This window comes from Streptomyces sp. CWNU-52B, assembly GCF_047444975.1.
Taxonomy (GTDB): Bacteria; Actinomycetota; Actinomycetes; order Streptomycetales; family Streptomycetaceae; genus Streptomyces.
Genome location: NZ_JBLFJV010000027.1, coordinates 225,260 through 250,071, shown reverse-complemented (window position 1 = coordinate 250,071; position 24,812 = coordinate 225,260). Strand labels below are relative to the sequence as shown.

The 24,812-nt window shown below is 71.3% G+C and carries 23 protein-coding genes; 11 read left to right on the top strand and 12 right to left on the bottom strand.

The window, feature by feature from the left end:
* Positions 1 to 75: 75 nt before the first annotated feature.
* The 6 genes from ACLVWQ_RS25700 to ACLVWQ_RS25675 form a co-directional block, all read right to left on the bottom strand.
* Positions 76 to 1,536 carry an NAD(P)/FAD-dependent oxidoreductase gene (locus ACLVWQ_RS25700; protein WP_414111520.1) on the bottom strand — a complete coding sequence of 487 codons (1,461 nt, stop codon included), beginning with the start codon at positions 1,534 to 1,536 and terminating at the stop codon, positions 76 to 78.
* Positions 1,533 to 2,384: an ABC transporter permease gene (locus tag ACLVWQ_RS25695; protein WP_414111519.1), complete on the bottom strand. Its 852-nt coding sequence runs from the start codon at positions 2,382 to 2,384 to the stop codon at positions 1,533 to 1,535. Before ACLVWQ_RS25695 ends, ACLVWQ_RS25700 begins: the two co-directional genes overlap by 4 nt.
* Positions 2,385 to 3,326, bottom strand: a complete 942-nt coding sequence (locus tag ACLVWQ_RS25690; RefSeq protein ID WP_414111518.1) for an ABC transporter permease — start codon at positions 3,324 to 3,326, stop codon at positions 2,385 to 2,387. It lies immediately after the preceding gene.
* Positions 3,323 to 4,531 (bottom strand): ABC transporter ATP-binding protein, encoded by a 1,209-nt coding sequence (locus tag ACLVWQ_RS25685; RefSeq protein WP_414111517.1) that lies wholly within the window; start codon positions 4,529 to 4,531, stop codon positions 3,323 to 3,325. The genes ACLVWQ_RS25690 and ACLVWQ_RS25685 overlap by 4 nt, the downstream gene beginning before the upstream one ends.
* Before the next feature lie 71 nt (positions 4,532 to 4,602).
* The gene (locus ACLVWQ_RS25680) at positions 4,603 to 5,847 is read right to left on the bottom strand and encodes a spermidine/putrescine ABC transporter substrate-binding protein (protein ID WP_414111516.1); all 1,245 of its coding nucleotides are present in this window, start codon (positions 5,845 to 5,847) and stop codon (positions 4,603 to 4,605) included.
* 58 nt (positions 5,848 to 5,905) lie between these two features.
* Positions 5,906 to 7,426, bottom strand: a complete 1,521-nt coding sequence (locus tag ACLVWQ_RS25675) for a gamma-aminobutyraldehyde dehydrogenase (protein ID WP_414111515.1) — start codon at positions 7,424 to 7,426, stop codon at positions 5,906 to 5,908.
* A gap of 177 nt (positions 7,427 to 7,603) precedes the next feature.
* On the opposite strand from ACLVWQ_RS25675, the gene ACLVWQ_RS25670 reads away from it, so the two are divergent.
* Positions 7,604 to 8,227: an NADAR family protein gene (locus tag ACLVWQ_RS25670; RefSeq protein WP_414111514.1), complete on the top strand. Its 624-nt coding sequence runs from the start codon at positions 7,604 to 7,606 to the stop codon at positions 8,225 to 8,227.
* A 94-nt stretch (positions 8,228 to 8,321) separates the two neighbouring features.
* Here the strand turns inward: ACLVWQ_RS25670 and ACLVWQ_RS25665 are convergent, their stop codons facing one another.
* The gene (locus ACLVWQ_RS25665) at positions 8,322 to 8,936 is read right to left on the bottom strand and encodes a DUF4190 domain-containing protein (RefSeq protein WP_414111513.1); all 615 of its coding nucleotides are present in this window, start codon (positions 8,934 to 8,936) and stop codon (positions 8,322 to 8,324) included.
* A gap of 80 nt (positions 8,937 to 9,016) precedes the next feature.
* Here ACLVWQ_RS25665 and ACLVWQ_RS25660 point away from each other — a divergent pair, with 80 nt between their 5' ends.
* The 3 genes from ACLVWQ_RS25660 (at position 9,017) to ACLVWQ_RS25650 (ending at position 12,253) form a co-directional block, all read left to right on the top strand.
* Positions 9,017 to 10,204 (top strand): adenosine deaminase, encoded by a 1,188-nt coding sequence (locus ACLVWQ_RS25660; protein WP_414111512.1) that lies wholly within the window; start codon positions 9,017 to 9,019, stop codon positions 10,202 to 10,204.
* 25 nt (positions 10,205 to 10,229) lie between these two features.
* Positions 10,230 to 10,931: a glycerophosphodiester phosphodiesterase gene (locus ACLVWQ_RS25655; RefSeq protein WP_414111511.1), complete on the top strand. Its 702-nt coding sequence runs from the start codon at positions 10,230 to 10,232 to the stop codon at positions 10,929 to 10,931.
* 140 nt (positions 10,932 to 11,071) lie between these two features.
* On the top strand, positions 11,072 to 12,253 hold the full coding sequence (locus ACLVWQ_RS25650) for a serine hydrolase domain-containing protein (RefSeq protein WP_414111510.1): 1,182 nt from the start codon (positions 11,072 to 11,074) through the stop codon (positions 12,251 to 12,253).
* A 35-nt stretch (positions 12,254 to 12,288) separates the two neighbouring features.
* Here the strand turns inward: ACLVWQ_RS25650 and ACLVWQ_RS25645 are convergent, their stop codons facing one another.
* From ACLVWQ_RS25645 to ACLVWQ_RS25635, 3 genes are all read right to left on the bottom strand, one after another.
* Positions 12,289 to 12,885 (bottom strand): PadR family transcriptional regulator, encoded by a 597-nt coding sequence (locus ACLVWQ_RS25645; RefSeq protein WP_414111509.1) that lies wholly within the window; start codon positions 12,883 to 12,885, stop codon positions 12,289 to 12,291.
* 36 nt (positions 12,886 to 12,921) lie between these two features.
* Positions 12,922 to 13,767: an SGNH/GDSL hydrolase family protein gene (locus tag ACLVWQ_RS25640; RefSeq protein ID WP_414111508.1), complete on the bottom strand. Its 846-nt coding sequence runs from the start codon at positions 13,765 to 13,767 to the stop codon at positions 12,922 to 12,924.
* Between the two features lie 181 nt (positions 13,768 to 13,948).
* Positions 13,949 to 15,385: a gamma-aminobutyraldehyde dehydrogenase gene (locus ACLVWQ_RS25635; protein ID WP_414111507.1), complete on the bottom strand. Its 1,437-nt coding sequence runs from the start codon at positions 15,383 to 15,385 to the stop codon at positions 13,949 to 13,951.
* Between the two features lie 188 nt (positions 15,386 to 15,573).
* On the opposite strand from ACLVWQ_RS25635, the gene ACLVWQ_RS25630 reads away from it, so the two are divergent.
* The 7 genes from ACLVWQ_RS25630 (at position 15,574) to ACLVWQ_RS25600 (ending at position 22,751) form a co-directional block, all read left to right on the top strand.
* Positions 15,574 to 16,104 carry an Lrp/AsnC family transcriptional regulator gene (locus tag ACLVWQ_RS25630; RefSeq protein ID WP_414111506.1) on the top strand — a complete coding sequence of 177 codons (531 nt, stop codon included), beginning with the start codon at positions 15,574 to 15,576 and terminating at the stop codon, positions 16,102 to 16,104.
* A complete protein-coding gene (locus ACLVWQ_RS25625; protein WP_414111505.1) occupies positions 16,089 to 17,486 on the top strand; it encodes an aspartate aminotransferase family protein in 1,398 nt (465 codons plus the stop codon). Before ACLVWQ_RS25630 ends, ACLVWQ_RS25625 begins: the two co-directional genes overlap by 16 nt.
* Positions 17,487 to 17,692: 206 nt before the next feature.
* Entirely contained in the window at positions 17,693 to 18,430 is a 738-nt protein-coding gene (locus ACLVWQ_RS25620) for an ABC transporter ATP-binding protein (protein ID WP_414111504.1), read from the top strand.
* On the top strand, positions 18,412 to 20,187 hold the full coding sequence (locus tag ACLVWQ_RS25615; protein ID WP_414111503.1) for a hypothetical protein: 1,776 nt from the start codon (positions 18,412 to 18,414) through the stop codon (positions 20,185 to 20,187). Before ACLVWQ_RS25620 ends, ACLVWQ_RS25615 begins: the two co-directional genes overlap by 19 nt.
* Before the next feature lie 93 nt (positions 20,188 to 20,280).
* Positions 20,281 to 20,688, top strand: a complete 408-nt coding sequence (locus ACLVWQ_RS25610) for a VOC family protein (protein ID WP_414111502.1) — start codon at positions 20,281 to 20,283, stop codon at positions 20,686 to 20,688.
* 104 nt (positions 20,689 to 20,792) lie between these two features.
* Entirely contained in the window at positions 20,793 to 21,926 is a 1,134-nt protein-coding gene (locus tag ACLVWQ_RS25605; RefSeq protein ID WP_414111501.1) for an LOG family protein, read from the top strand.
* A 165-nt stretch (positions 21,927 to 22,091) separates the two neighbouring features.
* Entirely contained in the window at positions 22,092 to 22,751 is a 660-nt protein-coding gene (locus ACLVWQ_RS25600) for an LAETG motif-containing sortase-dependent surface protein (RefSeq protein WP_414111500.1), read from the top strand.
* Positions 22,752 to 22,895: 144 nt separating this feature from the next.
* On the opposite strand, the gene ACLVWQ_RS25595 is transcribed toward ACLVWQ_RS25600, so the two are convergent.
* A complete protein-coding gene (locus ACLVWQ_RS25595) occupies positions 22,896 to 23,768 on the bottom strand; it encodes a maleylpyruvate isomerase N-terminal domain-containing protein (RefSeq protein ID WP_414111499.1) in 873 nt (290 codons plus the stop codon).
* Between the two features lie 10 nt (positions 23,769 to 23,778).
* Positions 23,779 to 24,810, bottom strand: coding sequence for an ABC transporter ATP-binding protein (locus ACLVWQ_RS25590; protein ID WP_414111498.1), 1,032 nt, complete (start codon positions 24,808 to 24,810; stop codon positions 23,779 to 23,781).
* Positions 24,811 to 24,812: the final 2 nt, after the last annotated feature.

Genomic DNA, 24,812 nt, shown 5'->3' with positions numbered 1-24,812 from the left:
ACCGATTAGTAGTGAACCGGGTCACAGCAGTGAGCTGGGCGTACGCCTGTGGATCACGTACAGGGACGCACGCCCTCAGCTGTCGAAGCCGAGGCCCAGGCGGTCCATCGACCGCAGCCACAGATTGCGCCGGCCGCCGTGCGTGTCCGCCCGTGCGAGGGACCACTTGGTGAGCGCGATGCCCGTCCAGGCGAACGGCTCCGGCGGGAAGGGCAGCGGTCTCCTGCGGACCATCTCCAGCGACGTACGCTCCGTGCGCTCCCCCGCCAGCAGGTCCAGCATCACGTCCGCGCCGAACCGGGTCGCCCCGACGCCCAGGCCCGTGTAGCCCGCCGCGTAGGCGACCCGCCCCCGGTGGGCCGTACCGAAGAAGGCCGAGAAACGGGAGCACGTGTCGATCGCGCCGCCCCAGGCATGGGTGAACCGGACGCCCGCCAGCTGCGGGAAGCAGGTGAAGAAGTGCCGGGCGAGCTTCGCGTACGTCCGGGGCCGGTCGTCGTACTCGGCGCGCACCCGGCCGCCGTACGGGTACACCGCGTCGTAGCCGCCCCACAGGATCCGGTTGTCGGCGGACAGCCGGAAGTAGTGGAAGCGGTTCGCCGAGTCGCCGAGGCCCTGCCGGTTCTTCCAGCCGACGGAGGCGAGCTGCTCCGCGGTCAGCGGCTCGGTCATCAGCGCGTAGTCGTAGACCGGGACCGTGTACGGGCGCACGCGCCTGACCAGGTTCGGGAAGATGTTGGTGCCCAGGGCGACCCGGCGGGCGCGCACCCCGCCGTACGGCGTGCGGACGGCCATTCCGGCGCCGTGCGGCGTCAGGGACAGCGCGGGCGTGTGCTCGTACACGCGGACACCCAGCTCGACGCAGGCACGCTTGAGACCCCAGGCGAGTTTGGCGGGGTGCAGCATGGCGACGCCCCGGCGGTCGTACAGACCCGCGAGGAAGGTCGGAGAGTCGACCTGGTCCCGTACGGCTTCGGCGTCCAGGTACTCCACGCCGTCCGCCAGGCCGCGCTGCCGCAACTCCGCGTACCACTCGCGCGCTTCGGTCACCTGGTACGGCTCGGTCGCGACGTCGATCTCGCCGGTGCGCTCGAAGTCGCAGTCGAGGCCGTAGCGGGCGACGGCCGCCTCGATGCCGTCGAGGTTGCGGGCGCCCAGCTCCGCCAGTTTGTGGATCTCGTCGGGCCAGCGGGTCAGGCCGTTGGCCAGGCCATGGGTGAGGGAGGCCGCGCAGAAGCCGCCGTTGCGCCCCGAGGCGGCCCAGCCCACCTCACGGCCCTCGACCAGGACCACGTCGCGCCCGGGGTCGCGCTCCTTGGCGAGGAGCGCGGTCCACAGTCCGCTGTAACCACCGCCGACGACGAGCAGGTCGCAGCTCTCGGCGCCGGTGAGCGCGGGCTCGGGGCCGGGCCTGGCCGGGTCGTCCAGCCAGTACGAGCCGGGCCGGACGTCGGAGAGGGACTCCCTCCATCGGCTCCACCCGACGGCGGCCCGGTCCTCGTCGCCGTCCTTGTCACGTTCCTTGTCGCGGTTCATGACGTCCTCTGCCGGTTCCGGCGGTTTCCGATGACCATGCCGGCCAGCACGAACAGTACGGCGACGAGGAACATGGCCGTGCCGATGACATTGATCTGAACGGGTGTTCCGCGCTGCGCCGAGCCCCAGACGAACATGGGGAACGTGACGGTCGAACCGGCGTTGAAATTGGTGATGATGAAGTCGTCGAAGGAGAGCGCGAAGGCGAGCAGCGCTCCGGCGGCGATACCGGGCGCGGCGATGGGCAGGGTGACCCGCAGGAACGTCTGGACGGGCCCCGCGTAGAGGTCCTGCGCCGCCTGCTCCAGACTCGGGTCCATCGACATGACGCGTGCCTTGACGGCGGTGACCACGAAGCTCAGACAGAACATGATGTGGGCGATCAGGATCGTCCAGAAGCCCAGCTGGGCGCCCAGGTTGAGGAAGAGCGTGAGCAGCGAGGCGGCCATCACGACCTCGGGCATCGCCATCGGCAGGAAGATCAGCGAGTTCACGGCGCCGCGCGCGCGGAAGCGGTAGCGCACGAGCGCGAAGGCGATCATCGTGCCGAGCACGGTGGCGCCCAGTGTCGCCCAGGCGGCGATCCGCAGACTCAGCGAGAGCGAGCCGCACAGATCGGCGACCCCGCAGGGATCGGTCCAGGCGTCCGTGGAGAACCGCTGCCACGTGTAGTTGAAGCGCCCGTTGGGGTCGTTGAAGGAGAACACCGTGACGACGATGTTCGGCAGCAGCAGATAACCGAGGGTCAGCAGCCCGGCGATGACGACGAGACGGTGCTTGAGCCAGCGTCCGAGGGCCGTCAAGGGAGCCTTCACCGGGGACTTCACGGGGGCCTTCACAGGAGCCATTTAGACCAGATCCTCCGTCCCGGACTTGCGGATGTAGAGCGTGACGACGGCCAGGATCCCCGCCATGAGGATGAAGGAGAGCGCGGCTGCCGTCGGGTAGTCGAGAATGCGCAGGAACTGCGTCTGGATGACGTTTCCGACCATGCGGGTGTCCGTGGAGCCGAGCAGATCGGCGTTCACGTAGTCCCCGCTCGCCGGGATGAACGTGAGGAGCGTCCCGGAGACGACGCCGGGCATCGACAGCGGGAAGGTCACCTTGCGGAAGGTCGTGAAGGGCTTCGCGTACAGGTCGCCGGCCGCCTCGTGCAGCCGCCCGTCGATGCGCTCCAGCGAGGTGTAGAGCGGCAGGATCATGAACGGCAGGAAGTTGTAGGTGAGTCCGCAGATCACCGCGAGCGGGGTGGCCAGCACGCGGTCGCCCGCCGTGACGCCGAGCCAGCTCGTGACGTCCAGGACGTGCAGCGAGTCGAGGGCGCCGACGACCGGGCCGCTGTCCGCGAGGATCGTCTTCCAGGCGAGCGTACGGATCAGGAAGCTGGTGAAGAACGGCGCGACGACCAGGACCAGGACGAGGTTGCGCCAGCGGCCCGCGCGGAACGCGATCAGATACGCGAGCGGGTAGCCGAACAGCAGACACAGGACCGTGGCGGCGCCGGCGTAGGCGATGGACCGCAGGAACTGCGGCCAGTAGTCGGCCACCGCGTCCCAGTACGTCGCGACGTGCCAGGTGACCTGGTAGCCCTCCTCCAGGGAGCCCGTCTGCACGGACGTGGAGGCCTGGTAGACCATCGGCAGCGCGAAGAAGACGAGCAGCCAGAGGATGCCGGGCAGCAGGAGCCAGTACGGGGTGAGCCGGCCACGCCTTCTCGGCGGGCGCTCCTCGGCAGCGGCGGAGGCGGAGGGCGCGGGGGCCGGGGCCGGTGTGCCGGTGGCGGTGCTCATCGGGCCGCCGCCCCTTCGTGCGGCCCCACCGTCTCGGCCCTCACCGTCTCGGCCTCTGTCGTCCGGTCCCCCACCGTCTCGATGCCCGCGTCGATGTCCTGGGCGGCGTCCAGACCGAAGGTGTGCGCCGGGTTCCAGTGCAGGACCACCTCGGCGCCGGGTACCAGCCGTGCGTCGCGGTCGATGTTCTGGGCGTAGACCTCGAACTCCGGGCAGAGTGGGCTGTCGATGACGTACTGCGTGGAGACGCCGAGGAAACTGGAGTCGGCGATCGTGCCGGTGATGCGGTTGCGGCCCGCCGGTATCCCGCCCGCCTCGTCGGCGTGCGTGAGGGAGATCTTCTCGGGGCGGACCCCGACCAGGACCTTGCCGCCGGTCGTCGTGGGCGCGGAACATCGGGCCCCGGGCAGGACGAGCCTGCCGCCGCCCGCCTTGAGGGCTATCTCGTCGCCGCTCCTGGTGTCGACCTCGGCCTCTATGAAGTTGGAGGTGCCGAGGAAGTTGGCGACGAACGTGGTCCGCGGGTTCTCGTAGAGGTCGGCGGGCGAGCCGAGCTGCTCGACACGGCCCGCGTTCATGACGGCGACCGTGTCGGCCATCGTCATGGCCTCCTCCTGGTCGTGGGTGACATGGATGAAGGTGATGCCGACCTCGGTCTGGATGCGCTTGAGCTCCAGCTGCATCTGGCGGCGCAGCTTGAGGTCCAGGGCGCCGAGGGGTTCGTCCAGGAGGAGCACCTCGGGGGTGTTGATCAGGGCGCGGGCCACGGCGACGCGCTGCTGCTGGCCGCCGGAGAGCTGGTGGGGCTTCTTGCGGGCCTGCTCGCCGAGCTGGACCAGGTCGAGCATGTCCTCGACCTGCTTCTTCACCGACTTGATGCCACGCCTGCGCAGACCGAAGGCGACGTTCTCGAAGATGTCGAGGTGCGGGAAGAGGGCGTACGACTGGAAGACGGTGTTCACCGGGCGCCGGTACGGGGGCAGGTGGGTCACGTCCTGGTCGCCGAGGGCGACGGACCCGCAGGAGGGGTCCTCCAGTCCTGCGATCATCCGCAGCGTGGTGGTCTTGCCGCAGCCGGACGCCCCCAGGAGGGCGAAGAACGACCCCTGCGGCACGGTCAGATCGAGCGGCTGGACGGCGGTGAAGGAGCCGTAGGTCTTGCTGATTCCGGAGAGACGGACATCGCCGCCGGTGTCTTTCGTCATGGTGTGGTCCCTGGGTGTCGGGGTCGTCCGTGGTCCGGGGCGGGACGCGAAGGCCGCGCCCGCCGGAGGCACTACGCCCCGGTCAGCTTGGCGAACTTGGCCTCGTACGCCGTCTCTTCCTTCGTGCTCAGGGAGCGGAAGGAGTGCGACTTGGCCGCCATGGCGGCGTCGGGAAGGATCAGCGGATTGTCCGCCGCCGACTTGTCGATCTTCGCCAGTTCGGGCTTCACCCCGTCGACGGGGCAGACGTAGTTGATGTACGCGGCCAGCTGTGCGGCGGGACCGGGTTCGTAGTAGTAGTCGATGAGCCGCTCGGCGTTGGTCTTGTGCCGTGCCTTGTTGGGGACCAGCAGGTTGTCCGTGGACGTCAGATAGCCGCTGTCCGGGATGACGAAGTCGACGTCCGGGCTGTCCGCCTTGAGCTGGACGACGTCACCGGCCCAGGCGACACAGGCCGCGAGGTCGCCCTTGGTGAGGTCGGCCGTGTAGTCGTTGCCGGTGAAGCGGCGGATCTGGCCCTTGTCGACGGCCTTTTGCAGACGGGCGATCGCCGCGTCGAAGTCGTCGTCCGTGAACCTCGCCGGGTCCTTGCCGAGGTCCAGCAGCATCATGCCGACGCTGTCGCGCATCTCGGACAGGAAACCGACGCGCCCTTTGAGCTCGGAGTTGTCGAGCAGGTCGGAGAGGGACTTCACCTCCACACCGTCCAGCGCCTTCTTGTTGTACGCGATGACGGTGGAGATACCGGTCCAGGGATACGAGTACGCGCGCCCCGGGTCCCAGTCGGGGGTGCGGAACTGCTGGGAGAGGTTGGCGTAGGCGTGCGGCAGGTGGGAGGCGTCGAGCTTCTGCACCCAGCCGAAGCGGATCAGCCGGGCGGCCAGCCAGTCGGTGACGCAGATGAGGTCACGCCCGGTGTCCTGGCCCGCCGCGAGCTGCGGCTTGAGCTTGCCGAAGAACTCGACGTTGTCGTTGATGTCCTCGGTGTACTTGACGGTGACACCGGTGCGCGCGGCGAACGCGTCGAGCGTCGGGTGGCGCTTCTCGCTGTCGTCCACGTCCATGTACTCGGTCCAGTTGGAGAAGCTGACCCGCTTCTCCTTCGCCGAGTGGTCCTCGGACGAGACACCCGCGGTGTTCTTCGCGGCGGGTATTCCGCAGGCGCTCAGCGACCCGAGTCCGCCCAGGGCGAGCGCGCCGCCCGTCGAGGCACGCAGCAGCGAACGGCGGGTGAGGGAGGCCCTGCCGCCGCGGAGACTGCGCCGCATGGCGGCCAACCGGGCCGGGGACAGGCGATCGGGCTCGTACTGCTCCATGCTCGTGGTGCCCTTCCGGGAGGGTTCGGCCAGGTCCGGGCCGGTGGTGACTGGATGGCTAGCGGTCCCCGAAGATCGTGCGGTGCCAGTCCTTCCTGGCCACCGCGGTGTTGTCGAACATGACGTGCTTGATCTGCGTGTACTCCTCGAAGGAGTACGCGGACATGTCCTTGCCGGAGCCGGACGCCTTGTAGCCGCCGTGCGGCATCTCGCTGATGATCGGGATGTGGTCGTTGACCCACACACAGCCCGCCCTGATCTCGCGGGTGGCCCGGTTCGCCCGGTACACATCACGGCTCCAGGCGGAGGCGGCGAGTCCGTACGGGGTGTCGTTGGCGAGCCGGATGCCTTCGTCGTCGCTGTCGAAGGGCACCACCACCAGGACGGGTCCGAAGATCTCGGACTGCACGATCTCGCTGTCCTGGGCGGCGTCGGCGATCAGGGTGGGCCGGTAGTAGGCGCCGTGCTCAAGGCCCTTGGGGACCTCGCCACCGGTGACCACGCGCGCGGAGGACCGCGCCCGGTCGACGAATCCGGCGACGCGGTCGCGCTGGGCGAACGAGATGAGCGGCCCGAGGTCGGTGTCCGGCGCGAAGGGATCACCGAGCCGGACGGTGTCCATGAGGTCGGCGGTCCGTGCGACGAACTCTTCGTAGCGGGGCCTCTGCACGTACGCGCGCGTGGCGGCCGTGCAGTCCTGGCCCGTGTTGATGAGCGCGCCCGCCACCGCGCCGTGCACGGCGGCCTCCAGGTCCGCGTCGTCGAAGACCACGAAGGGCGCCTTGCCGCCGAGTTCCAGGTGGAGGCGCTTGACCGTGGCCCCCGCGATCTCGGCGACCCGCCTGCCGACGGCGGTGGACCCGGTGAAGGAGGTCATGACGACGTCGGGATGGCCGACGAGACGCTCACCGGCGACCTTCCCGGACCCCGTCACGATGTTGACGACCCCGTCCGGGATGCCGGCCGAGGTCGCCGCCTCGGCGAACAGGAGGGAGGTGAACGGGGTGAGCTCGGCGGGCTTCAGGACGACGGTGTTGCCCGCGGCGATCGCCGGGAGGATCTTCCAGGCGGCCATCTGGAGGGGGTAGTTCCAGGGGGCGACGGAGCCGACGACCCCGATGGGCTCACGGCGTACGTACGAGGTGTGGTCGCCCGAGTACTCGCCCGCGGACTGCCCCTGGAGGAGGCGGGCCGCGCCGGCGAAGAAGGCGGTGTTGTCGATGGTGCCCGGGACGTCGAACTCCCGGGTCAGCTTGATCGGTTTGCCGCACTGCAGGGACTCCGCCTGCGCGAATTCCTCGGCGCGGTCGGCGAGTACGGCGGCGAAGCGGTGCATGGCATCGGAGCGCTCTCCGGGGGTGGCGCCGGACCAGCCGGGGAACGCGTCCCGTGCGGCCGCGACCGCCGCGTCCACGTCGCCGGTGCCGGCCAGTTCGTAGGTGTGGACCTCGTCGCCGGTGGCAGGGTCCACGACGGCGTGCCTCCGCCCCGAGGTGCCCTGGGCCAGGCGGCCCGCGATGTACTGCGCGCCGGCCGCGAAGTGGTCCTGCGCCTGGAAGCGATGGCCCGGATTGTGCATGTCGCTCTCCTCCGCCGCACTCCCCGCAACGAGGGGGCTGGCGTAGCTCCAGCTCGATTTGAGTGCCGATCCTGACAGAGCAATGGTGCTCCAACAAGTGATTCCGTTGTTGCCATTTGGTTACGCGACGGAATCTGTCGACGGGCTGTCCCACGGCTCGGGAAAAGGCGGGCCGGAATGTCGGTGGTGGGTGCCAGACTCGGGCGCATGGAGAAGAGGGGGAAGTCCGAGACGACCGACGAGCCGGGGAAGATCGACTCCCGGGAGGCGCTGGTCAGCGCGGTCCGAGCGGGGGTGAGAGTCAGGTACCTGCACTTCTGGGGACATCGGCCGCGTGCGGACGGACGGATCGGGCCGAGCTGTCTGAGCCAGTGGTGGCCGTCGCCGTTCACGGCGGACGGGGTGGAGTACCGGACGGCCGAGCACTGGATGATGGCGCGCAAGGCACGCCTCTTCGGTGACGCGGAGGCGGAGCGGCTGGCGGTGGACGCGTCGAACCCGGCGCTCGCGAAGAAGGCCGGACGGCTGGTCCGGGGGTTCGACGAGGCCGTGTGGGAGCGGGAGCGGTTCGAGATCGTGGTCGAGGGGAGCGTGCGGAAGTTCGCGTCGGACGACGCGCTGAGCACGTTCCTGCTGGGCACGGGTGAGCGGGTACTGGTCGAGGCGAGCCCCCTGGACCGGGTGTGGGGCATCGGCCTGTCCGCGGACGACCCCCGAGCGACGGACCCACCCCACTGGCAGGGCCCGAACCTCCTGGGCTTCGCCCTGATGAGAGCCAGGGCCCACTTGAGACACCCGTGACCCGACTCACCTGAGGGGCGCGGGGAACTGCGCGCTCAGCCCCCACCGACCCGCACCTGCGAGACCCAGCGGCGCGCCCCCGCGTCCCCGCCGCTCAGTCGTCGACAGTGAGCGACGTCCTGAACCCGCCCCCACCCCCACCCGTCCCCGAGTCCTCACTCCCCGCGTCCTCCGGCACCACCGCGAGCAGCACCACGAACGCGACCGTCAGCGCGACACCGACCGCCCCACAGATGACCCCCGCCAACGCATGCCCCGAATTGGTCGCCTCGCCGCGCCGCACCTTGCCCCGCCCGATCAGACCGAAGATCACCGCGAGGATCCCGGACGTGAGGGACACCGGCCACAGGCAGAAGAGGACCGTCGCGACGATCCCGAGCACGAGCGACGCCACACCCATCCCGTTGCTGGGCGGCGCCACGCGCATCCCGGACCAGCCGTAGCCGTAACCGGGTACCGGACCAGGAGCGGGTTGAGCCGGATACCCGTACCCCGGCCCGTACGCCGGCCCCTGCCCGTAGCCGTACGGCCCCGGCGTGTACGGCCCCGGCGCGTACGGCCCCGGGCCCCCGGGAACCGACGGCGGGCTCGGCGGAGGCGGCACCGAGGAGGACGCCCCCGTGTCCGCCGGCGCGGCCCAGGGATCCGCCCCGCCGGACGGCTTGCCCAGAGACACCCCGTCCCTCGGCGTCTGCGCGTCGTCGGACATACGCGGAGCCCCCCTCTGTCAACGTAGCGTCATGCTACGGCCCAAGCCTCCCCCGCACGGGCGATGAGCCGCGCTCTACGATGATCCCCGCACCGCCGAAGCACCGAACCACCGATCAGCCGATCACCCGCGCCCGCCCGACACCGGCCCGGCGCCGTTCCTGGGGAGGAACCTTGACCGACCACCTCGACCCGATCACCCCGGGCACCTCTGGCACCTCTGGCAACCCGGCCGCTCCGCGCGACCTGCACGCCTTCATCGCCGGACTGCCCAAGGCCGAACTCCACGTCCACCACGTCGGCTCAGCCTCCCCCCGTATCGTCTCCGAGCTGGCCGCCCGCCACCCGGACTCCAAGGTGCCCTCGGACCCCGAGGCACTGGTCGACTACTTCACGTTCACGGACTTCGCCCACTTCATCGACGTGTACCTGTCCGTCGTCGACCTCATCCGCACCCCCGAGGACGTGCGCCTGCTGACGTACGAGGTCGCCCGCGACATGGCCCGGCAGCAGATCCGCTACGCCGAGCTGACGATCACGCCGTTCTCGTCGACCCGTCGCGGTATCGACGAGGGCGCCTTCATGGACGCGATCGAGGACGCCCGCACGTCCGCCGAGGCCGACTTCGGGACCGTCCTGCGGTGGTGCTTCGACATCCCGGGCGAGGCGGGACTCGAATCCGCCGAGGAAACGGTCCGGCTGGCCACCACCGACAAGATCCGCCCGGCGGGCCTGGTCTCCTTCGGACTCGGCGGACCCGAGATCGGCGTACCCCGGCCGCAGTTCAAGCCGTACTTCGACCGTGCCATCGCGGCCGGCCTGCACTCCGTACCGCACGCCGGCGAGACGACGGGCCCGGAGACCGTCTGGGACGCCCTGACGGACCTGCGGGCCGAGCGCATCGGCCACGGCACGAGCTCCGCCCGCGACCCCAGGCTCCTCGCGCACCTCGCCGAGCACCGGATCCCGCTGGAGGTCAGCCTGACGTCCAACATCGCCACCCGCGCGGTCCGCACCCTCGACGAGCACCCCCTGAAGACGTTCCTCGATGCCGGTGTCGTCGTCACCCTCAACTCCGACGACCCGCCGATGTTCGGCACCGACCTCAACAACGAGTACGCGGTCGCCGCCCGCCTCCTCGGCCTGGACGAGCGGGGACTCGCCGCGCTCGCCAAGAACGCCGTCGAGGTCTCCTTCCTGGACGGCCCGGGCAAGGCGGCGCTCGCCACGGAGATCGACACGTACACCGCCGGGTGGCTCGCGCCCTGAGCCGGCCCACCAGCACAATGGCCCGATGCGTACCGTGACTGCCGTGGCCCATCGCGGCGACCCCTACCACGCCCGTGAGAACACGATCGACTCACTGCGTTCCGCGCTCCGACGGGGCGCGGACGCCGTCGAGTTCGACGTCCGGCTGACCCGCGACCGCGTGCCCGTGCTGCTGCACGACGACACGCTGAAGCGGCTGTGGGAGCAGGACCGGCCGCTGCGGTCACTCTCCTACGACGAGGTGCGGGGGCTGACGGACGGCAAGGTCCCCACGCTGGAGGAGGCCATCGCGGCGACGGACGAGGGCCGGCTCATGGTCGACCTGCCGGGTCCGACGGACGAGCGCGCCGTCCGCCGGGTCGTCGGCGTCATCCGGGACCACGGAGCCGAGGAGCGGGCGTACTACTGCGCCGGCGCCCACACCATGCTCGCGGTCCGGGCGGCCGACCCCGCCGCGGAGATCGCCCTCACCTGGACGAGCCTCGCGCCGCCGCGCCCCGCGCTGCTCGACGCGGTACGGCCCCGGTGGCTCAACTACCGCTTCGGGCTCGCGAGCCACGAACTCGTCACACGGGTCCACCGTGACGGCTACCTGGTCTCGGTCTGGACACCCGACACCCGCCGTTCGATGCGACGGCTCCTGGACGCGGGCGTCGACTCGATCACGACGAACCGCATCGCCACGCTCCGCACCCTGATCCCGATCACGGCCCCGGCGGGACCCTAATGGCAATCCCTGACAACTCCCTTACCCAGCAAGGTAGTTGCTAGGGGTCCGAGCCAGGGGCGCCGCCCGCCCGAAGGAGGATCCGCGAGGGGCCGTACGCCCGGACGATGAAGGCCACCGATCGCTCCGGGAGTCAGCTGATGCGTGCCAGAGTCCGTACCGCCTGTGCCGCCCTCGTGGTCCTGGGCCTGGCCTCGGCCCCGCTGGCCGGGACCGCACTCGCCGCCCCCTCCGCCACCACCGCCTCCGCCACGGCCGCCGTACGGGAGAGCCGCGTGCCCGCGCCCGTGGATCCGGCCACCGCCCGTGCCCTGCGCGCCGCGCTCGCGGGGCTCCCGGACGACGACGCGACCGCCGCGCTCGTCCGGGTGTCGGGCACGGACGGCACGTGGCGGGGCAGCGCAGGGGTGCACGACCTGCCGAGCGGCCGCGAGGCGCTGCCGGACGGGCGCTTCCGGGCCGGCTCCACGACCAAGGTCGTCACCGCGGCCGTCGTGCTCCAACTCGCCGCCGAGGGCCGGGTGCGGCTGGACGGGCACGTCCAGACCTACCTGCCCGGCCTCCTCTCGACGGCCTTCGAACCCATCACCGTACGGCAGTTGCTCACCTTCACCAGCGGCCTGAAGCCGGGTTCGTCGCTCGGGGACGTGGCCGGCGAGGGGTACGAGCGGCGGTACGAGACGCTGACCCCCGAGGACGTCGTGGCCGCCTCGGTCGCCCGGGGGCCCGCCTTCCGCCCCGGTGAGCGGCAGAAGTACGCCAACATCGACTACACCGTGCTCGGCCTGCTCATCGAGCGGGTCACCGGCGACTCGTACGAGCACCAGGCGGCCGTACGGGTCCTGCGGCCTGCCGGGATGCGGCACACGTCCTTCCCCGGCGGCCCCGACCCGCGCATCCACGGACCGCACAACCGCGGCTACCAGAGGCTGACGGACGGCAGGCTGGTGGACGCCACCGAGTGGAACATGTCGGACCGGTGGGCCGCGGGCGACATGATCTCCACGACGGCGGACCTGGAGCGGCTGCTGTACGCGCTGTTCCGGGGCCGGCTGGTCCCCCAGCCGCTCCTGGAGAGCGAGATGTTCACCCTGCCCGCGGTGCCGGGCGCGACCATGAGCGCCGGCCTGCAGAGGTTCGACATGGAGGACGGCACGTTCATCTGGGTGAAGTCGGGCGCGCGTCCCGGGTACAACACGGTCCTCGCGGCCACCCGCGATCTGTCCCGCACGCTCGTGTACTCGGTCGACTCGACCGACGCCAAGGGGGAGGACATGAGTCCGGTGGCCGAACGGATCGTACGGGCGGCGTTCGGCGGCTGAGGCCGCCCGCGGGTCACTCGCGTGTGAGCCGCAGGTCAGCCGTGCGCGCGGGCCCGGTCGCCGAGTACCGCGACGCGCTGGGCGAGGCGCTTCAGGACCGTCTCGCCCCACTGGAGGTTCCCCCGCTCCAGGGCGATGCCACCCTGGAGGGTGAGGTAGGGGCCGACGCGGTCGGCGGTCGTGAGGTACTCGTCCTCGGTGCGGCCGGCCAGCATGCGTTCCTGCATGCGCCGGTAGCGGGCGAGTTTCGCGGTGGACCGCTCGACGCGCTCGGCGACCGCCGCCCGGACGGCCTCGAACTCGGCGATGTCCCCGATGTCCACGCACTGGACCTTGACCATCAGCTCGTCCCGGATGGCCAACGGCTTCGCGGGGCCCTCGGTGACGTACGCGCGCAGCATCCGGCGGCCGGCGTCGGTGAGCGAGAAGAGCCGCTTGTTGGGCCGGCGCTCCTGCTGGACGACACGGGCGGAGACGAGCCCCTCGCCCTCCATCCGCTCCAGCTCGCGGTAGAGCTGCTGGGGGGTGGCCATCCAGAAGTTGGCGACCGAGGCCTCGAAGCCCTTCGCGAGGTCGTACCCGGACGCCTCGCCCTCCAGAAGCGCGGCCATCACCGCGTTGCGCAACGCCATGGGCTCAAGCTAGCACCGCGCTGGTCAGTCCCTTGATTAATCAAGGGCACGACTATCGGCTCTCGACTCTCGGCCGTCCGACCATCGCCCGTCGGTGACGGCGGCGTCGGTCATCGGCAGCAGGGCGGGCCGTTTCGCCTCCCGGCCGTCGCCGGACGAGCGGCCCCGGACCCGGCGTACGAGCCAGGGCCCCAGGAAGGAGCCCGCCCAGCGCAGTTCGCCCGCCACGGCCCGCAGGCCGGAGGGCGGGGCCGGGTCGGTGGGCAGGGGGTGCGTCCAGCCGTCGTCGCTGCCGGGCAGCCCGAGCGCGTGCGCGACCGCGGCGGCGATGCGCGCGTGACCGAGGGGGCTCGCATGCAGCCGGTCGGTGCTCCACAGCCTGGGATCGGTGACCACGGGGTGCCGGGACAGCTCGGCCACCGCCACACCGTGCCGGGCGGCCGCCTGCCGGATGCGATCGTTGAGCGCGAGCACCCGGGGGCCGAGCGGGCGGGCCAGTGGGGCGATGCGGGCGATGTCGGGAAAGGTGACGGTCGCGACGCGGGCGCCCCGCGCGGTGAGCGCGGCGAACATCGCCTCCAGGTGGGCACCCACCTCGTCCGCGTCGAAGCGGGGCCGCAGCAGGTCGTTCATCCCGGCGACCACGGTGGCCAGGTCGGGCCGCAGCGCGAGCGCCGGTGCCAACTGCTCGGCGCGCACCTGTCCGGCGAGGCGTCCGCGGACGGCGAGGTTGGCGTACCGGAGGTCCGGCTGCCGGGTCGCGAGGTCCTCCGCCAGCCGGTCGGCGCACCCGCGCAGCCCTCGCACGTCGTCACCGTCCCCGAGCCCCTCGGTCTGACTGTCCCCAAGGGCGACGTACCGCAGATATCCGCTGCCGGACATGGGGTGACCCCTCTCGCCATAGCCCACTAATACCTTAATCGCATTGTTGAGTATGGCACCCTCGGATCCGAGCTCGTGTCCAAGCTCGGATCCGGGCCCGATGTCGATCCACGTACGCCGACCCGACCGCGCCCCCGCCTCGGGCAACGGCGCGCGGTCGGGCCGGAACGGTGACGCCGGCTCAGCCGAGCGACGTCATGACGTGCTTGATCCGCGTGTAGTCGTCGAACCCGTATCCCGACAGGTCCTTGCCGTAGCCGGACTTCTTGAAGCCGCCGTGCGGCATCTCCGCGACCAGCGGGATGTGCGTGTTGATCCACACGCAGCCGAAGTCGAGGACCTTGGACATGCGCATCGCGCGCGCGTGGTCCTTCGTCCAGACGGAGGAGGCCAGGGCGTACTCGACGCCGTTCGCGTACTCGACGGCCTGGGCCTCGTCCGTGAAGGGCTGGACGGTGATGACCGGTCCGAAGACCTCGTTCTGGACGATCTCGTCGTCCTGCCTGAGGCCGGAGACGACGGTCGGGGCGTAGAAGTAGCCCGTCTCGCCGACCCGGCGGCCACCCGCCTCGACCCTGGCGTGGGCGGGGAGCCGCTCGATGAAGCCGGTGACCTGCTTGAGCTGGTTCGGGTTGTTCAGCGGCCCGTACAGCACGTCCTCGTCGTCCGGCAGGCCGGTCTTCGTGTCGGCGGCGGCCTTGGCGAGCGCGGCCACGAACTCGTCGTGGATGGACTCCTGGACGAGGACGCGCGTGGCGGCCGTACAGTCCTGGCCCGCGTTGAAGAACCCCGCCACCGAGATGTCCTCGACGGCCTTGGCGATGTCGGTGTCCTCGAAGACCACGACGGGCGCCTTGCCGCCCAGCTCCAGATGGACCCGCTTGACGTCCTTGGCCGCGGACTCGGCGACGGAGACGCCCGCCCGTACGGATCCGGTGATGGACGCCATGGCCGGGGTCGGGTGCTCGACCATCGCGCGGCCGGTGTCCCGGTCGCCGCAGACGACGTTGAAGACACCCTCGGGGACGATCGAGCCGATGATCTCGGCGATCAGGACCGTGGAGGCCGGAGTGGTGTCGGACGGCTTGAGTACGACCGTGTTGCCCGCGGCGAGCGCCGGGGCGAACTTCCACACGGCCATCATCATCGGATAGTTCCACGGCGTGACCTGCGCGCAGACCCCGATCGGCTCACGGCGGACGATGGAGGTCAGACCCTCCATGTACTCACCGGCCGACCGGCCTTCGAGCATCCGCGCCGCGCCCGCGAAGAAGCGGATCTGGTCGACCATGGGCGGGATCTCCTCGGACCGCGTCAGGCCGATGGGCTTGCCCGTGTTCTCCACCTCGGCGGCGATGAGTTCCTCGGCGCGCTCCTCGAAGGCGTCCGCGATCTTGAGCAGGGCCCGCTGGCGCTCGGCCGGCGTGAGGTCGCGCCAGGCGGGGAAGGCCGCGGCGGCGGCCGCCATCGCGGCGTCGACGTCGGCCTGACCGGACAGCGGCGCGGTGGCGTACGCCTCGCCCGTCGCGGGGTTGACCACGTCGGTGGTCCGTCCATCGGCGGCATCGCGGAACTCTCCGGCGATGTAGTTACGCAGACGACGCAGCTCGGTGCTCACTGCCCGGCCCTCCTGTCGGATGTCCTGTGCCCCAGGTGTCCACTACCTGAGACGCCTGAGCTCCCACCCTAATCCTCACACCGACGTTTTCAACACCCCCGACGACCTCATAGCTGCGAAATCCGCAGAACGAGAACGCGTAGACAACGAATTTCATCGATCAGACCTTGCGGAACCGTCGAGCCCTCGTGCACAGTGAGCCCGTGGCCAGTCGAAGCGCAGACCCCAAGGACCCCAAGGACGCCCGGGACCGCGAGTCCAGGAACGGCACCCCCCAGCTGGACGCCGTCTCCCTCGCCATCGTCGAGCAGCTCCAGGAGGACGGCCGCCGTCCGTACGCGGCGATCGGCAAGGCCGTCGGCCTCTCCGAGGCGGCCGTGCGTCAGCGCGTACAGAAGCTGCTCGACCAGGGCGTGATGCAGATCGTCGCCGTCACGGACCCGCTCACCGTGGGCTTCCGCAGGCAGGCGATGGTCGGCGTCAACGTCGACGGCGACCTCGAACCCGTCGCGGACGCGCTGAGCGCCATGTCGGAGGTGGAGTACGTGGTGATGACCGCGGGCTCCTTCGACATCCTCGCCGAGATCGTCTGCGAGGACGACGACCACCTGCTGGACGTCATCAACAAACGCATCCGGATCCTGCCCGGCGTGCGCTCCACCGAGAGCTTCGTCTACCTCAAGCTCAAGAAGCAGACCTACATGTGGGGAACCCGATAGCCGTGACTGCCAAGGACCTCAGCCGAACCGCGTACGACCACCTGTGGATGCACTTCACCCGCATGTCCTCGTACGAGGACGCGCCCGTCCCCACGATCGTCCGTGGCGAGGGCACCTACATCTACGACGACAAGGGCAAGCGCTACCTCGACGGTCTCGCCGGTCTGTTCGTGGTCCAGGCCGGTCACGGCCGCACCGAGCTGGCGGAGACGGCCTTCAAGCAGGCCCAGGAGCTGGCCTTCTTCCCCATCTGGTCCTACGCCCACCCCAAGGCGGTCGAGCTGGCCGAGCGCCTGGCGCACCACGCGCCGGGCGACCTGAACAAGGTCTTCTTCACCACGGGCGGCGGCGAGGCCGTCGAGACCGCGTGGAAACTCGCCAAGCAGTACTTCAAGCTGACCGGCAAGCCCACCAAGTACAAGGTGATCTCCCGCGCGGTCGCCTACCACGGCACCCCCCAGGGCGCCCTGTCCATCACCGGACTGCCCGCCCTCAAGGCACCCTTCGAGCCGCTGGTCCCGGGCGCCCGGAAGGTCCCGAACACCAACATCTACCGCGCGCCCGCCTTCCTCGACCAGGGATCCGGCGTCTCCCCGGAGGCCTTCGGCCGCTGGGCCGCCGACCAGATCGAGGAGCAGATCCTCTTCGAGGGCCCGGAGACGGTCGCCGCCGTCTTCCTGGAGCCCGTGCAGAACGCCGGCGGCTGTTTCCCGCCGCCGCCCGGCTACTTCCAGCGGGTGCGCGAGATCTGCGACCAGTACGACGTGCTGCTCGTCTCGGACGAGGTCATCTGCGCCTTCGGCCGGCTCGGCACGATGTTCGCCTGCGACAAGTTCGGCTACGTACCGGACATGATCACCTGCGCCAAGGGCATGACCTCGGGCTACTCCCCGATCGGCGCCTGCGTCATCTCGGACCGGCTCGCCGAGCCGTTCTACCAGGGCGACAACACCTTCCTGCACGGCTACACCTTCGGCGGTCACCCGGTGTCGGCGGCCGTGGGCCTCGCGAACCTCGACATCTTCGAGCGCGAGGGGCTCAACCAGCATGTACTGGACAACGAGAGCGCGTTCCTGTCCACCCTGCGGAAGCTGCACGACCTGCCGATCGTCGGGGACGTCCGCGGCAACGGCTTCTTCTACGGCATCGAGCTGGTGAAGGACAAGGCCACCAAGGAGACCTTCACGGACGAGGAGTCGGAGCGCGTGCTGTACGGCTTCGTCTCGAAGAAGCTCTTCGAGTACGGCCTCTACTGCCGCGCCGACGACCGCGGCGACCCGGTCATCCAGCTGGCGCCGCCGCTGGTCGCCGACCAGTCCACGTTCGACGAGATCGAACGGATCGTCCGCCAGGTCCTCACGGAGGCCTGGACGAAGCTCTGAGCCCAGCCGGAGATCAACACCGGCCCCGGTGGCGCCCGTTCGAGTGAGAATGGGCGCCCCGGGGCCGTGTGCTGTCCGGCCTCCGCGCCCCGACTCCCTAGCGTGCCCAGTGACCGATCGGCCCTGCCTTCGTTCCCCGAGCAGGGGACCGAGCGGCCTTCCCGGGCCGTCCGGGCAGCGCACATCAGATCTGAAGAGGTGACGCGATGGCGGCTCCGCCGGACAACGACGTGCTCTGGGCACGCGCCCTGCACGTCAGACTCAACGGCTCACCCGCACTCACCGGTGTCTCCCTCGGGGTCGGCGAGGGCGAGATCCTCGCCGTCGGCGGCCCGCGCGGCAGCGGCAAGACGACCCTCCTCCAGTGCCTGTCGGGACAGCTCCTGCCGCAGGAGGGCGAGGTCTGGTTCAACAGCGCGCCCGTCCACACCCTGAGCCCGTTGCACCGCGAGCGGCTGCGCCGCGACCGCTTCGGCTGGATCGACCCGACGCCCGTCCTCGTCCCCGAACTGAACGCCTGGGAGAACGCGGCCCTGCCGCTGCTGCTGCGCGGTGTCGGCCGCCGCCGGGCCAAGACCGCCGCCCTGGAGTGGCTGGACCGCCTCGACGTCGGCGAGTGCGCCCGCAGACGCCCGTACGCGCTGCTCAGGTCGGAGCGTCAGCGGGTGGCCATCGCCCGCGCCCTGGCTCCCGCGCCGACCGTGATCTTCGCCGACGAACCCACCGCGGCGCTGCACCGCGCGGACCGCGCCCAGGTGCTGCGGACCCTCACCACGGCGGCCCGCTCGCACGGGATCACCGTCGTCCTGGCCACCCACGACGCGGACACCGCGGCGCTCGCCGACCGCACGGTGTCGCTGCTCGACGGGCGGCGAGTGAACACCGTCCATCTGCCGCCGGTCACCGAGACGGAAGGCCGGGCCACGTGCTCGCTCTCCGCCTAGCCCGCAGCGCCCGCCCCGCCGTCCAGTTCCGCAGGCTGCTCGTCGCCGCGGCCTCCGCGGGCACGGGCTTCCTCCTCCTGTGCGCCCTGGGATACGCGCTGGGGCATCCGGGCGCGTCCACGGCGGCCGTGCTGCGGCTCGCCTGGTGCCTCGCGCCGATCGCCGCCACCGTGCAGTTCGCGGTCGCCGTCGCCCGGACCGACCCGGCCACCCGGCCCCGGCCGGGGCTCTCGGCGATCGGCCTGGGACCCGGCCGGCTGATGGCTCTCGCGGCCGTCTCCACCGCCGCGTCGTGCACGCTCGGTTCGCTGGTCGCCCTGCTGGTCTTCCTGCATCTGCGCGGCGATCTGGCCGGCCTCCCCCTCGACGGCGCGGCGGCCGGTCTCCTCGCCGCGGACCGGCCGCTGCCCCTGGCCGCCGTACTCACCCTCCTGGCACTGGTGCCGATCGTCGCGTCGGCGGCCGGCGCGCTGGTGCTGCGCCCGCGCGGGCTCCGGTCGGCCGGCGCCGCGGCGGGCGGACGTCCGCGGCGGCTGACCGGATTCGGCGGTTACGGACGCTCCACCGAGCGCGTCGGATTCGGCGCCTACGGGCGCTTCGGAACGCACCCGGACGAGCGGTCCGGCGGCCCCGCCGAAGGCCGGGACGAGGCCGGGCAGAGCGCTCCTGGCCCCTCCGGCCGGAGGAGCGACCCCCAGGCGCCGAGCGGGAACGGGGCTCCTGACGGACATGCCGGACACGCGGCCCCCGGCCCCCAGGACGCCCCCGGCCGCGTGCTCTCGCTCGACGTGCCCCGCCGCTCGGGCGCCCGAGGCAACGCGCGCGTCGGTACGGACGGCGACGGGACGGAGGGGAACGCCGGGCTCGACGGGAACGCCGGAAGCGCCGGGAGCGCAGGGAGCGCCGAGCGGGAGGAACCCGGCGGACGGGACGGGCGCGAAATGCGCGACACGTCCGACCTTCACAGCTCACGCCACCCGCGCGACCGTCGTGATGCCCGTGATGCCCGTGACGCCGACGAGCACCGCGGCCCTCGCCACAGCGCCGGCCACCCGGACGACGACGCCGGACCGGGCGGATCGACCGCCCCCACCCTCGCCCGGCTCCCCGGCCACCCGCTGGACCCCCACCACCCCCTGCCCCCGCTCCCCGCCCCCGGCGCCCTCCCCTGGGGCACCGCCGTGCTCGCCGCCGGGCTCGCGGTGGAGACGTACGCGGGCCGCAGGGCCCCCGCTTCCGGCGGGCCCACCCTGCCCGGCGGGTTCGACGGCGGCTCCCTCGGGATGCTCGTCGGCTGGGCGCTCACCGCGATCGGTCTCGCGCTGGCCGGGCCCGCGCTCACCCACCTCTGCGGCAGGCTGCTCCAGACGGCGCGGCCCGGCGCCCTGCGGCTGCTCGCCGGGCGCGTGCTCATGGAGGAGGCGACCCGGATCGGCCGCCCGCTCGGCGTGGTGTGCGCGGTGGCGTCGGGCGCGTACGCCATGGCCGTGCTCTACACCGACACGCGCCCCGACACCGGGCCGCTCACCACGCTCGGCGCGCTGCTCGTCGCCGGGTGCGCCGTGGCGACGCTCCTGACCGCCGCCGTCGAGGCGCGGAACGCGCGCGCCGACACCACGGCGGCCCTGCTGCGGATCGGCGCGCCCGCCGTGACGCTGCGCGCCGCGGCCGCCCTCCGCGCCGGCACGCTGATCGCCGTCCTGGGCCCGCTGACCTGGCTGATCGCGCAGCTCGCGGCGCTGCCACTGGTCCGCTGACCGGGGCGAAAAGATTTTCGCGCGGGCCGATGACTTTCCGCCGAAGCCCCGGTCTACCCCTGCGAACAGCGACTCACCGACGGAGGACCTCCCATGTACCAGCAGATGATCTTCGTGAACCTCGCCGTGACCGACGTGGACGCGTCCAGGAAGTTCTTCTCGGAGCTCGGCTACACGATCAACGACCAGTTCTCGGACGAGAACTGCGTGTCCGTCGTCATCAGCGACACGATCGTCGCGATGATGCTGAGCAAGCAGCGCTACGCGGACTTCACGAAGAAGACGATCGCGGACTCGACGACGACCAGCGAAGTACTCCTGTGTCTGAGCGCCGAGAGCCGCGAGAAGGTGGACGAGCTGGTCGACAAGGCGATCGCGGCGGGTGGCTCGGCGAGCGGACAGACCCAGGACCACGGCGTCATGTACGGGCGGGCCTTCGACGACCCGGACGGCCACACCTGGGAGGTCATGTGGATGGACCCGTCGGTGGTCCAGGGCTGACCCGTCCTGCCCACACCCGAAGAGGCCGTGCCCGAAGAAGCCGTGCCCGAAGGGGGCCGCGTTCGAACGGGCCGCGCTCGAACAGGCCGTGCTTACATGGGCGGGTGCAGACGAGCCCCGCCCATGTGGCCCACCACGGTGACCGAGAGATCGAGACGTTGGAGGAGTTCGACGCGACCGTCTCGGCACGCGGAACTCTCGCCGGCTTCCGCGTCCAGGCCGTCGATCTGACCGACCGTACGCGGGAGTTGCTCGCCAGCGACACCGAGGGGGCCGTCTTCCTCGGCTGCCCGATGCGGGAGAACGCGGCGGCGAAGATCCGGGCCGACGGCGCGCTGGTCTTCCCACCCCGGCCCGATGTGCCGTTCGACCCGTACCGCGGCCACCTCTACACGCCCGAGGAGCTGTTCGGCTCCCTCGACAAGGGCTACGAGCAGACGCCGGACGCGCTCGCGTACGACTGGTTCCGGCGGACCAGGGCCGACGGGGACATCTACGCGTCGATGCTGCGCTCCGTCCACGACGACGCCGTCTCCGACGCGCTCGACGAACTCCTGTGCGGCGCCCGGGTGGTGGGCGTGATGGGCGGTCACGCCATAGCGCGCGGCTCACGGGAGTACGGGGGCGCGGCCCGACTCGGCCGCGCCCTCGCCCGTGCCGGGTTCACGGTGGCGACGGGCGGCGGCCCCGGCGCGATGGAGGCGGCGAACCTCGGCGCGTACGCGGCCCCGTACCGCGACGGCATGCTGGACGAGGCGTGCGAACTCCTCGGCGGGGCACCGTCGTTCGTCCCGTCCGTGACCGACTGGGCGCGCGCCGCCTTCGAGGTGCGCACCCGGTGGCCGAAAGGCAACTCCTCCGTCGGCGTCCCCACCTGGTTCTACGGGCACGAGCCGCCCAACGCCTTCGCCTCGCACCTCGCCAAGTACTTCGCCAACGCCACCCGCGAGGACGGCCTGCTGGCCCGCTCGAACGCGGGCGTCGTCTTCCTGCCCGGCGCCGCGGGGACGGTCCAGGAGATCTTCGACAACACGACCCCCAACTACTACGAGTCCCGCGGCGAACCCACCCCGATGGTCCTGGTGGACCGCGTCCACTGGACGGAACGCCTGCCCGCCTGGCCCCTCCTCCAGGCGCTGGCCCGCGACCGCCCGATGGAGTCCCGCATCGAGTTGGTCGACCGGATCGAGGAGGCACCGGAGGCGCTGGACCGCCTGTCGCGTGTAAACGAAACCTAAAAGCAGGGGTCAAGACGGACACACGGATTGACAACCGGAGAGGGTGCCCAATAAACCTGTGAGGCGTCTGGGATTGTTGTTTCGCAACAACTCCCATCAACCCCCCTCGTCTTGTGCATCCCGTGAAGGGCAATCGTGTCCATATCTCGCCGTACCGCACGTTCCGTGCGCATTCTCGGAGTTGCCTCCGCCTCGGCCGCGCTCACGCTCGGCCTCGCCGGCAACGCGCTCGCCTGCAACATCAGTGAGTTCACCGCCGTCGCCAAGTGCGACGGCACCAAGGGCGTCATCAGCGTCACCGACAAGGACCCGTCCGGCCTGGCGGCCACGGTCTCTGTCTTCCTCGAGTCCAACGGCGCCGACGAGAAGCTCGTCGGCGAACAGGTGGTCAAGGGTTCGCGCGAGGGCGTGACCATCGACTTCTCCGAGGACTGGAAGCCGGACGCGAAGTACCGCGTCCACGTCAAGGCCGGCAACCAGGTCGACGAGGACATCAAGGGCGGTCTCACCACCCCGTCCGAGGGCTGCGAGTCCCCGGAGGAGTCCACTCCCCCGGCGACCCCGGCGCCTTCGGAGGAGCCCTCTGACGAGCCCTCGAAGCCCTCGGGCGCTTCGGAAGCCCCGAAGCCTTCGGAGTCGGAGACCTCCCCCGCCGCGTCGACCGGGGACGACAACGCCCCCTCGCCCGCGGGTGACTCGAACCTCGCCGAGACGGGTTCGAGCTCCAACACCGGTGCCATCGCCGGGATCGCGGCCGCGCTCGTGGCGGCCGGTGCCGGTGTCATGTTCGCGCTGCGTCGCCGCGGCGCGGCCAACAGCCGCTGACACCAGCCTGGTTGTACCGCACCACCTGCACGTAGCTGTAGCTGCGGTGGCCCGTCCCCTCACGAGGGGGCGGGCCACCGCTGTATCGCACGCTGTGTCGCGCCCCGAAGGGGCACATGGAAGTGCGCGCTCGGCGCTCGGCGCTCAGCCGAACGTGGCCCGTTCCAGCCAAAAATCAAGCAACTCCCGCTCCCCCAGCACCTCCAGCCGCCCACCGTCCGGCGGAAGCCTCCGGTAGAAGGCGAGCAGCACCTCGGTCAGCGGCCCGCGGAGCGTCACCGTCGCCTGCGCGTGCCCACGCCGCCAGTCGACACCCTCGTCCCCCAACTCGATGACCCACTCGGCGGCCGGCCCGGACACGGCACCGGTGTCCGCGAGCGCGTCGGTGGCGTGGAGACGGATACTGCGCACCGCTCCCGCCCCCGCCTCCCGCAACTCCCGCGTCGCGTCGTCGGGATACCGCTCCTGCGCGAACCGCACGATCTGCAGCCACTCGTCGATCGCGTCCGCCGCCAGATCCGGCGCGACCTCGTACGCCGTCCCGGTCGCACCGGCCACACCGACCGCACGGAGCACACCGACCGCACCGGCCACGTCCGCCCGGTGGATCACCGTCTCGTGCGCCATGCGCCGCGCCCAGAACCCGGCCGTGTGCTCCCAGGCCCAGGACCAGGCCGGGCCGTCCTCCCCGGCGGCACGGAAGGTCCCTGCGGCCAGCTCGGCGCCTTCCGCGAGCCAGGCGTCCAGGGAGGCGGGGTCGCCGCCCTCGGGGCCCTGGGCCCCCGCCACGTCCTCCACAGGCACCTCGGCGCTCGCACCCGTGCGGACGACGTGCTCGGCCCAGCGGTGCGCCTCGCCCACGTGCACGGCGAGTTGCCGCAACGTCCACTCCGGACAGGTCGGCACGGTCGCGGTGAGGTCGGCACCGGCGAGGTGGGCCCGCAGCAGCGCGGTCTGGCCGACGACTTCGTCGCAGTAGCGGTCGTGTACGAGTGGCGTCGTCCCGAGTGGCGTCATGGGCCGCACCCTAAACGGCGCGGACCCCGCCGAGTACCACGATTTCGGCGGTGTCGAAGGCCACTCCGACCACGTCCCCGGTCTCCGGCGCGTCCCGCAGCGCGCACGCCGCCTCAAGGCGCGGCGCGCCCTCGGGCTGCAGCTGTACGGCGACATGGGTGCCCCGGAAGGTCCGCGCGGCCACCGTGCAGCGCAGTCCCTCCGCGACCGGTACGAGCCGTACGCCGGCCGGCCTGACCAGCAGCGTGACCTCGCCCTGCGGGGCGTCCGAAGGCACCGGCAGCTTGCCCCAGGGGGTGTGCGCGGCCTCCCCGACGACCTGCGCCCCGGTCACGTTCTCGAAGCCGAGGAAGCGGGCCACGAACTCGTCGGCCGGACGCTGCCAGACCTCAAGTGGCGTACCGGCCTGGGCGATCCGCCCGTCCCGCATCACGACGACCCGGTCGGCGAGCGCGAAGGCCTCACCCTGGTCGTGTGTGACCGCGAGCACGGTGGTACCCAACTCGCCGAAGAGTTCCCGCAGTTCGACCACGAGCCGTTCGCGCAGCGAACGGTCCAGCTGGCCGAGCGGTTCGTCGAGCATGAGCAGCCGGGGCCGGGGAGCCAGCGCGCGGGCGAGCGCGACGCGTTGCTGTTCGCCGCCGGACAGGGAGGCGACGGCCCGCCCCTGGGAGCCCGGCAACCCCACGAGTTCGAGCAACTCCTTCACCCGTACGGCCTGTTGCGCCTTGGACTCGCCGTGCATGCGCGGCCCGAAGGACACGTTCTTGCCCACGTCGCGCTGCGGGAACAGCTGGTGGTCCTGGAACATCAGGCCCACCCCCCGCTTGTGCGCGGGTACGCCGTCGAGGTCACGGCCGTCCAGGAGGACCCGCCCGGCGTCCAGGTGCTGCAGCCCGGCGACGGCCCTGAGCAGCGTCGACTTGCCGCTGCCGCTGGGCCCGAGGACGCACACGGTCTCGTGCTCGGCGACGTGGAGTCCGACGTCGTCGAGCACGGCCCGCCCGCCGAACCGCACGGTCGCCCCGTCGAGTTCGAGCATGG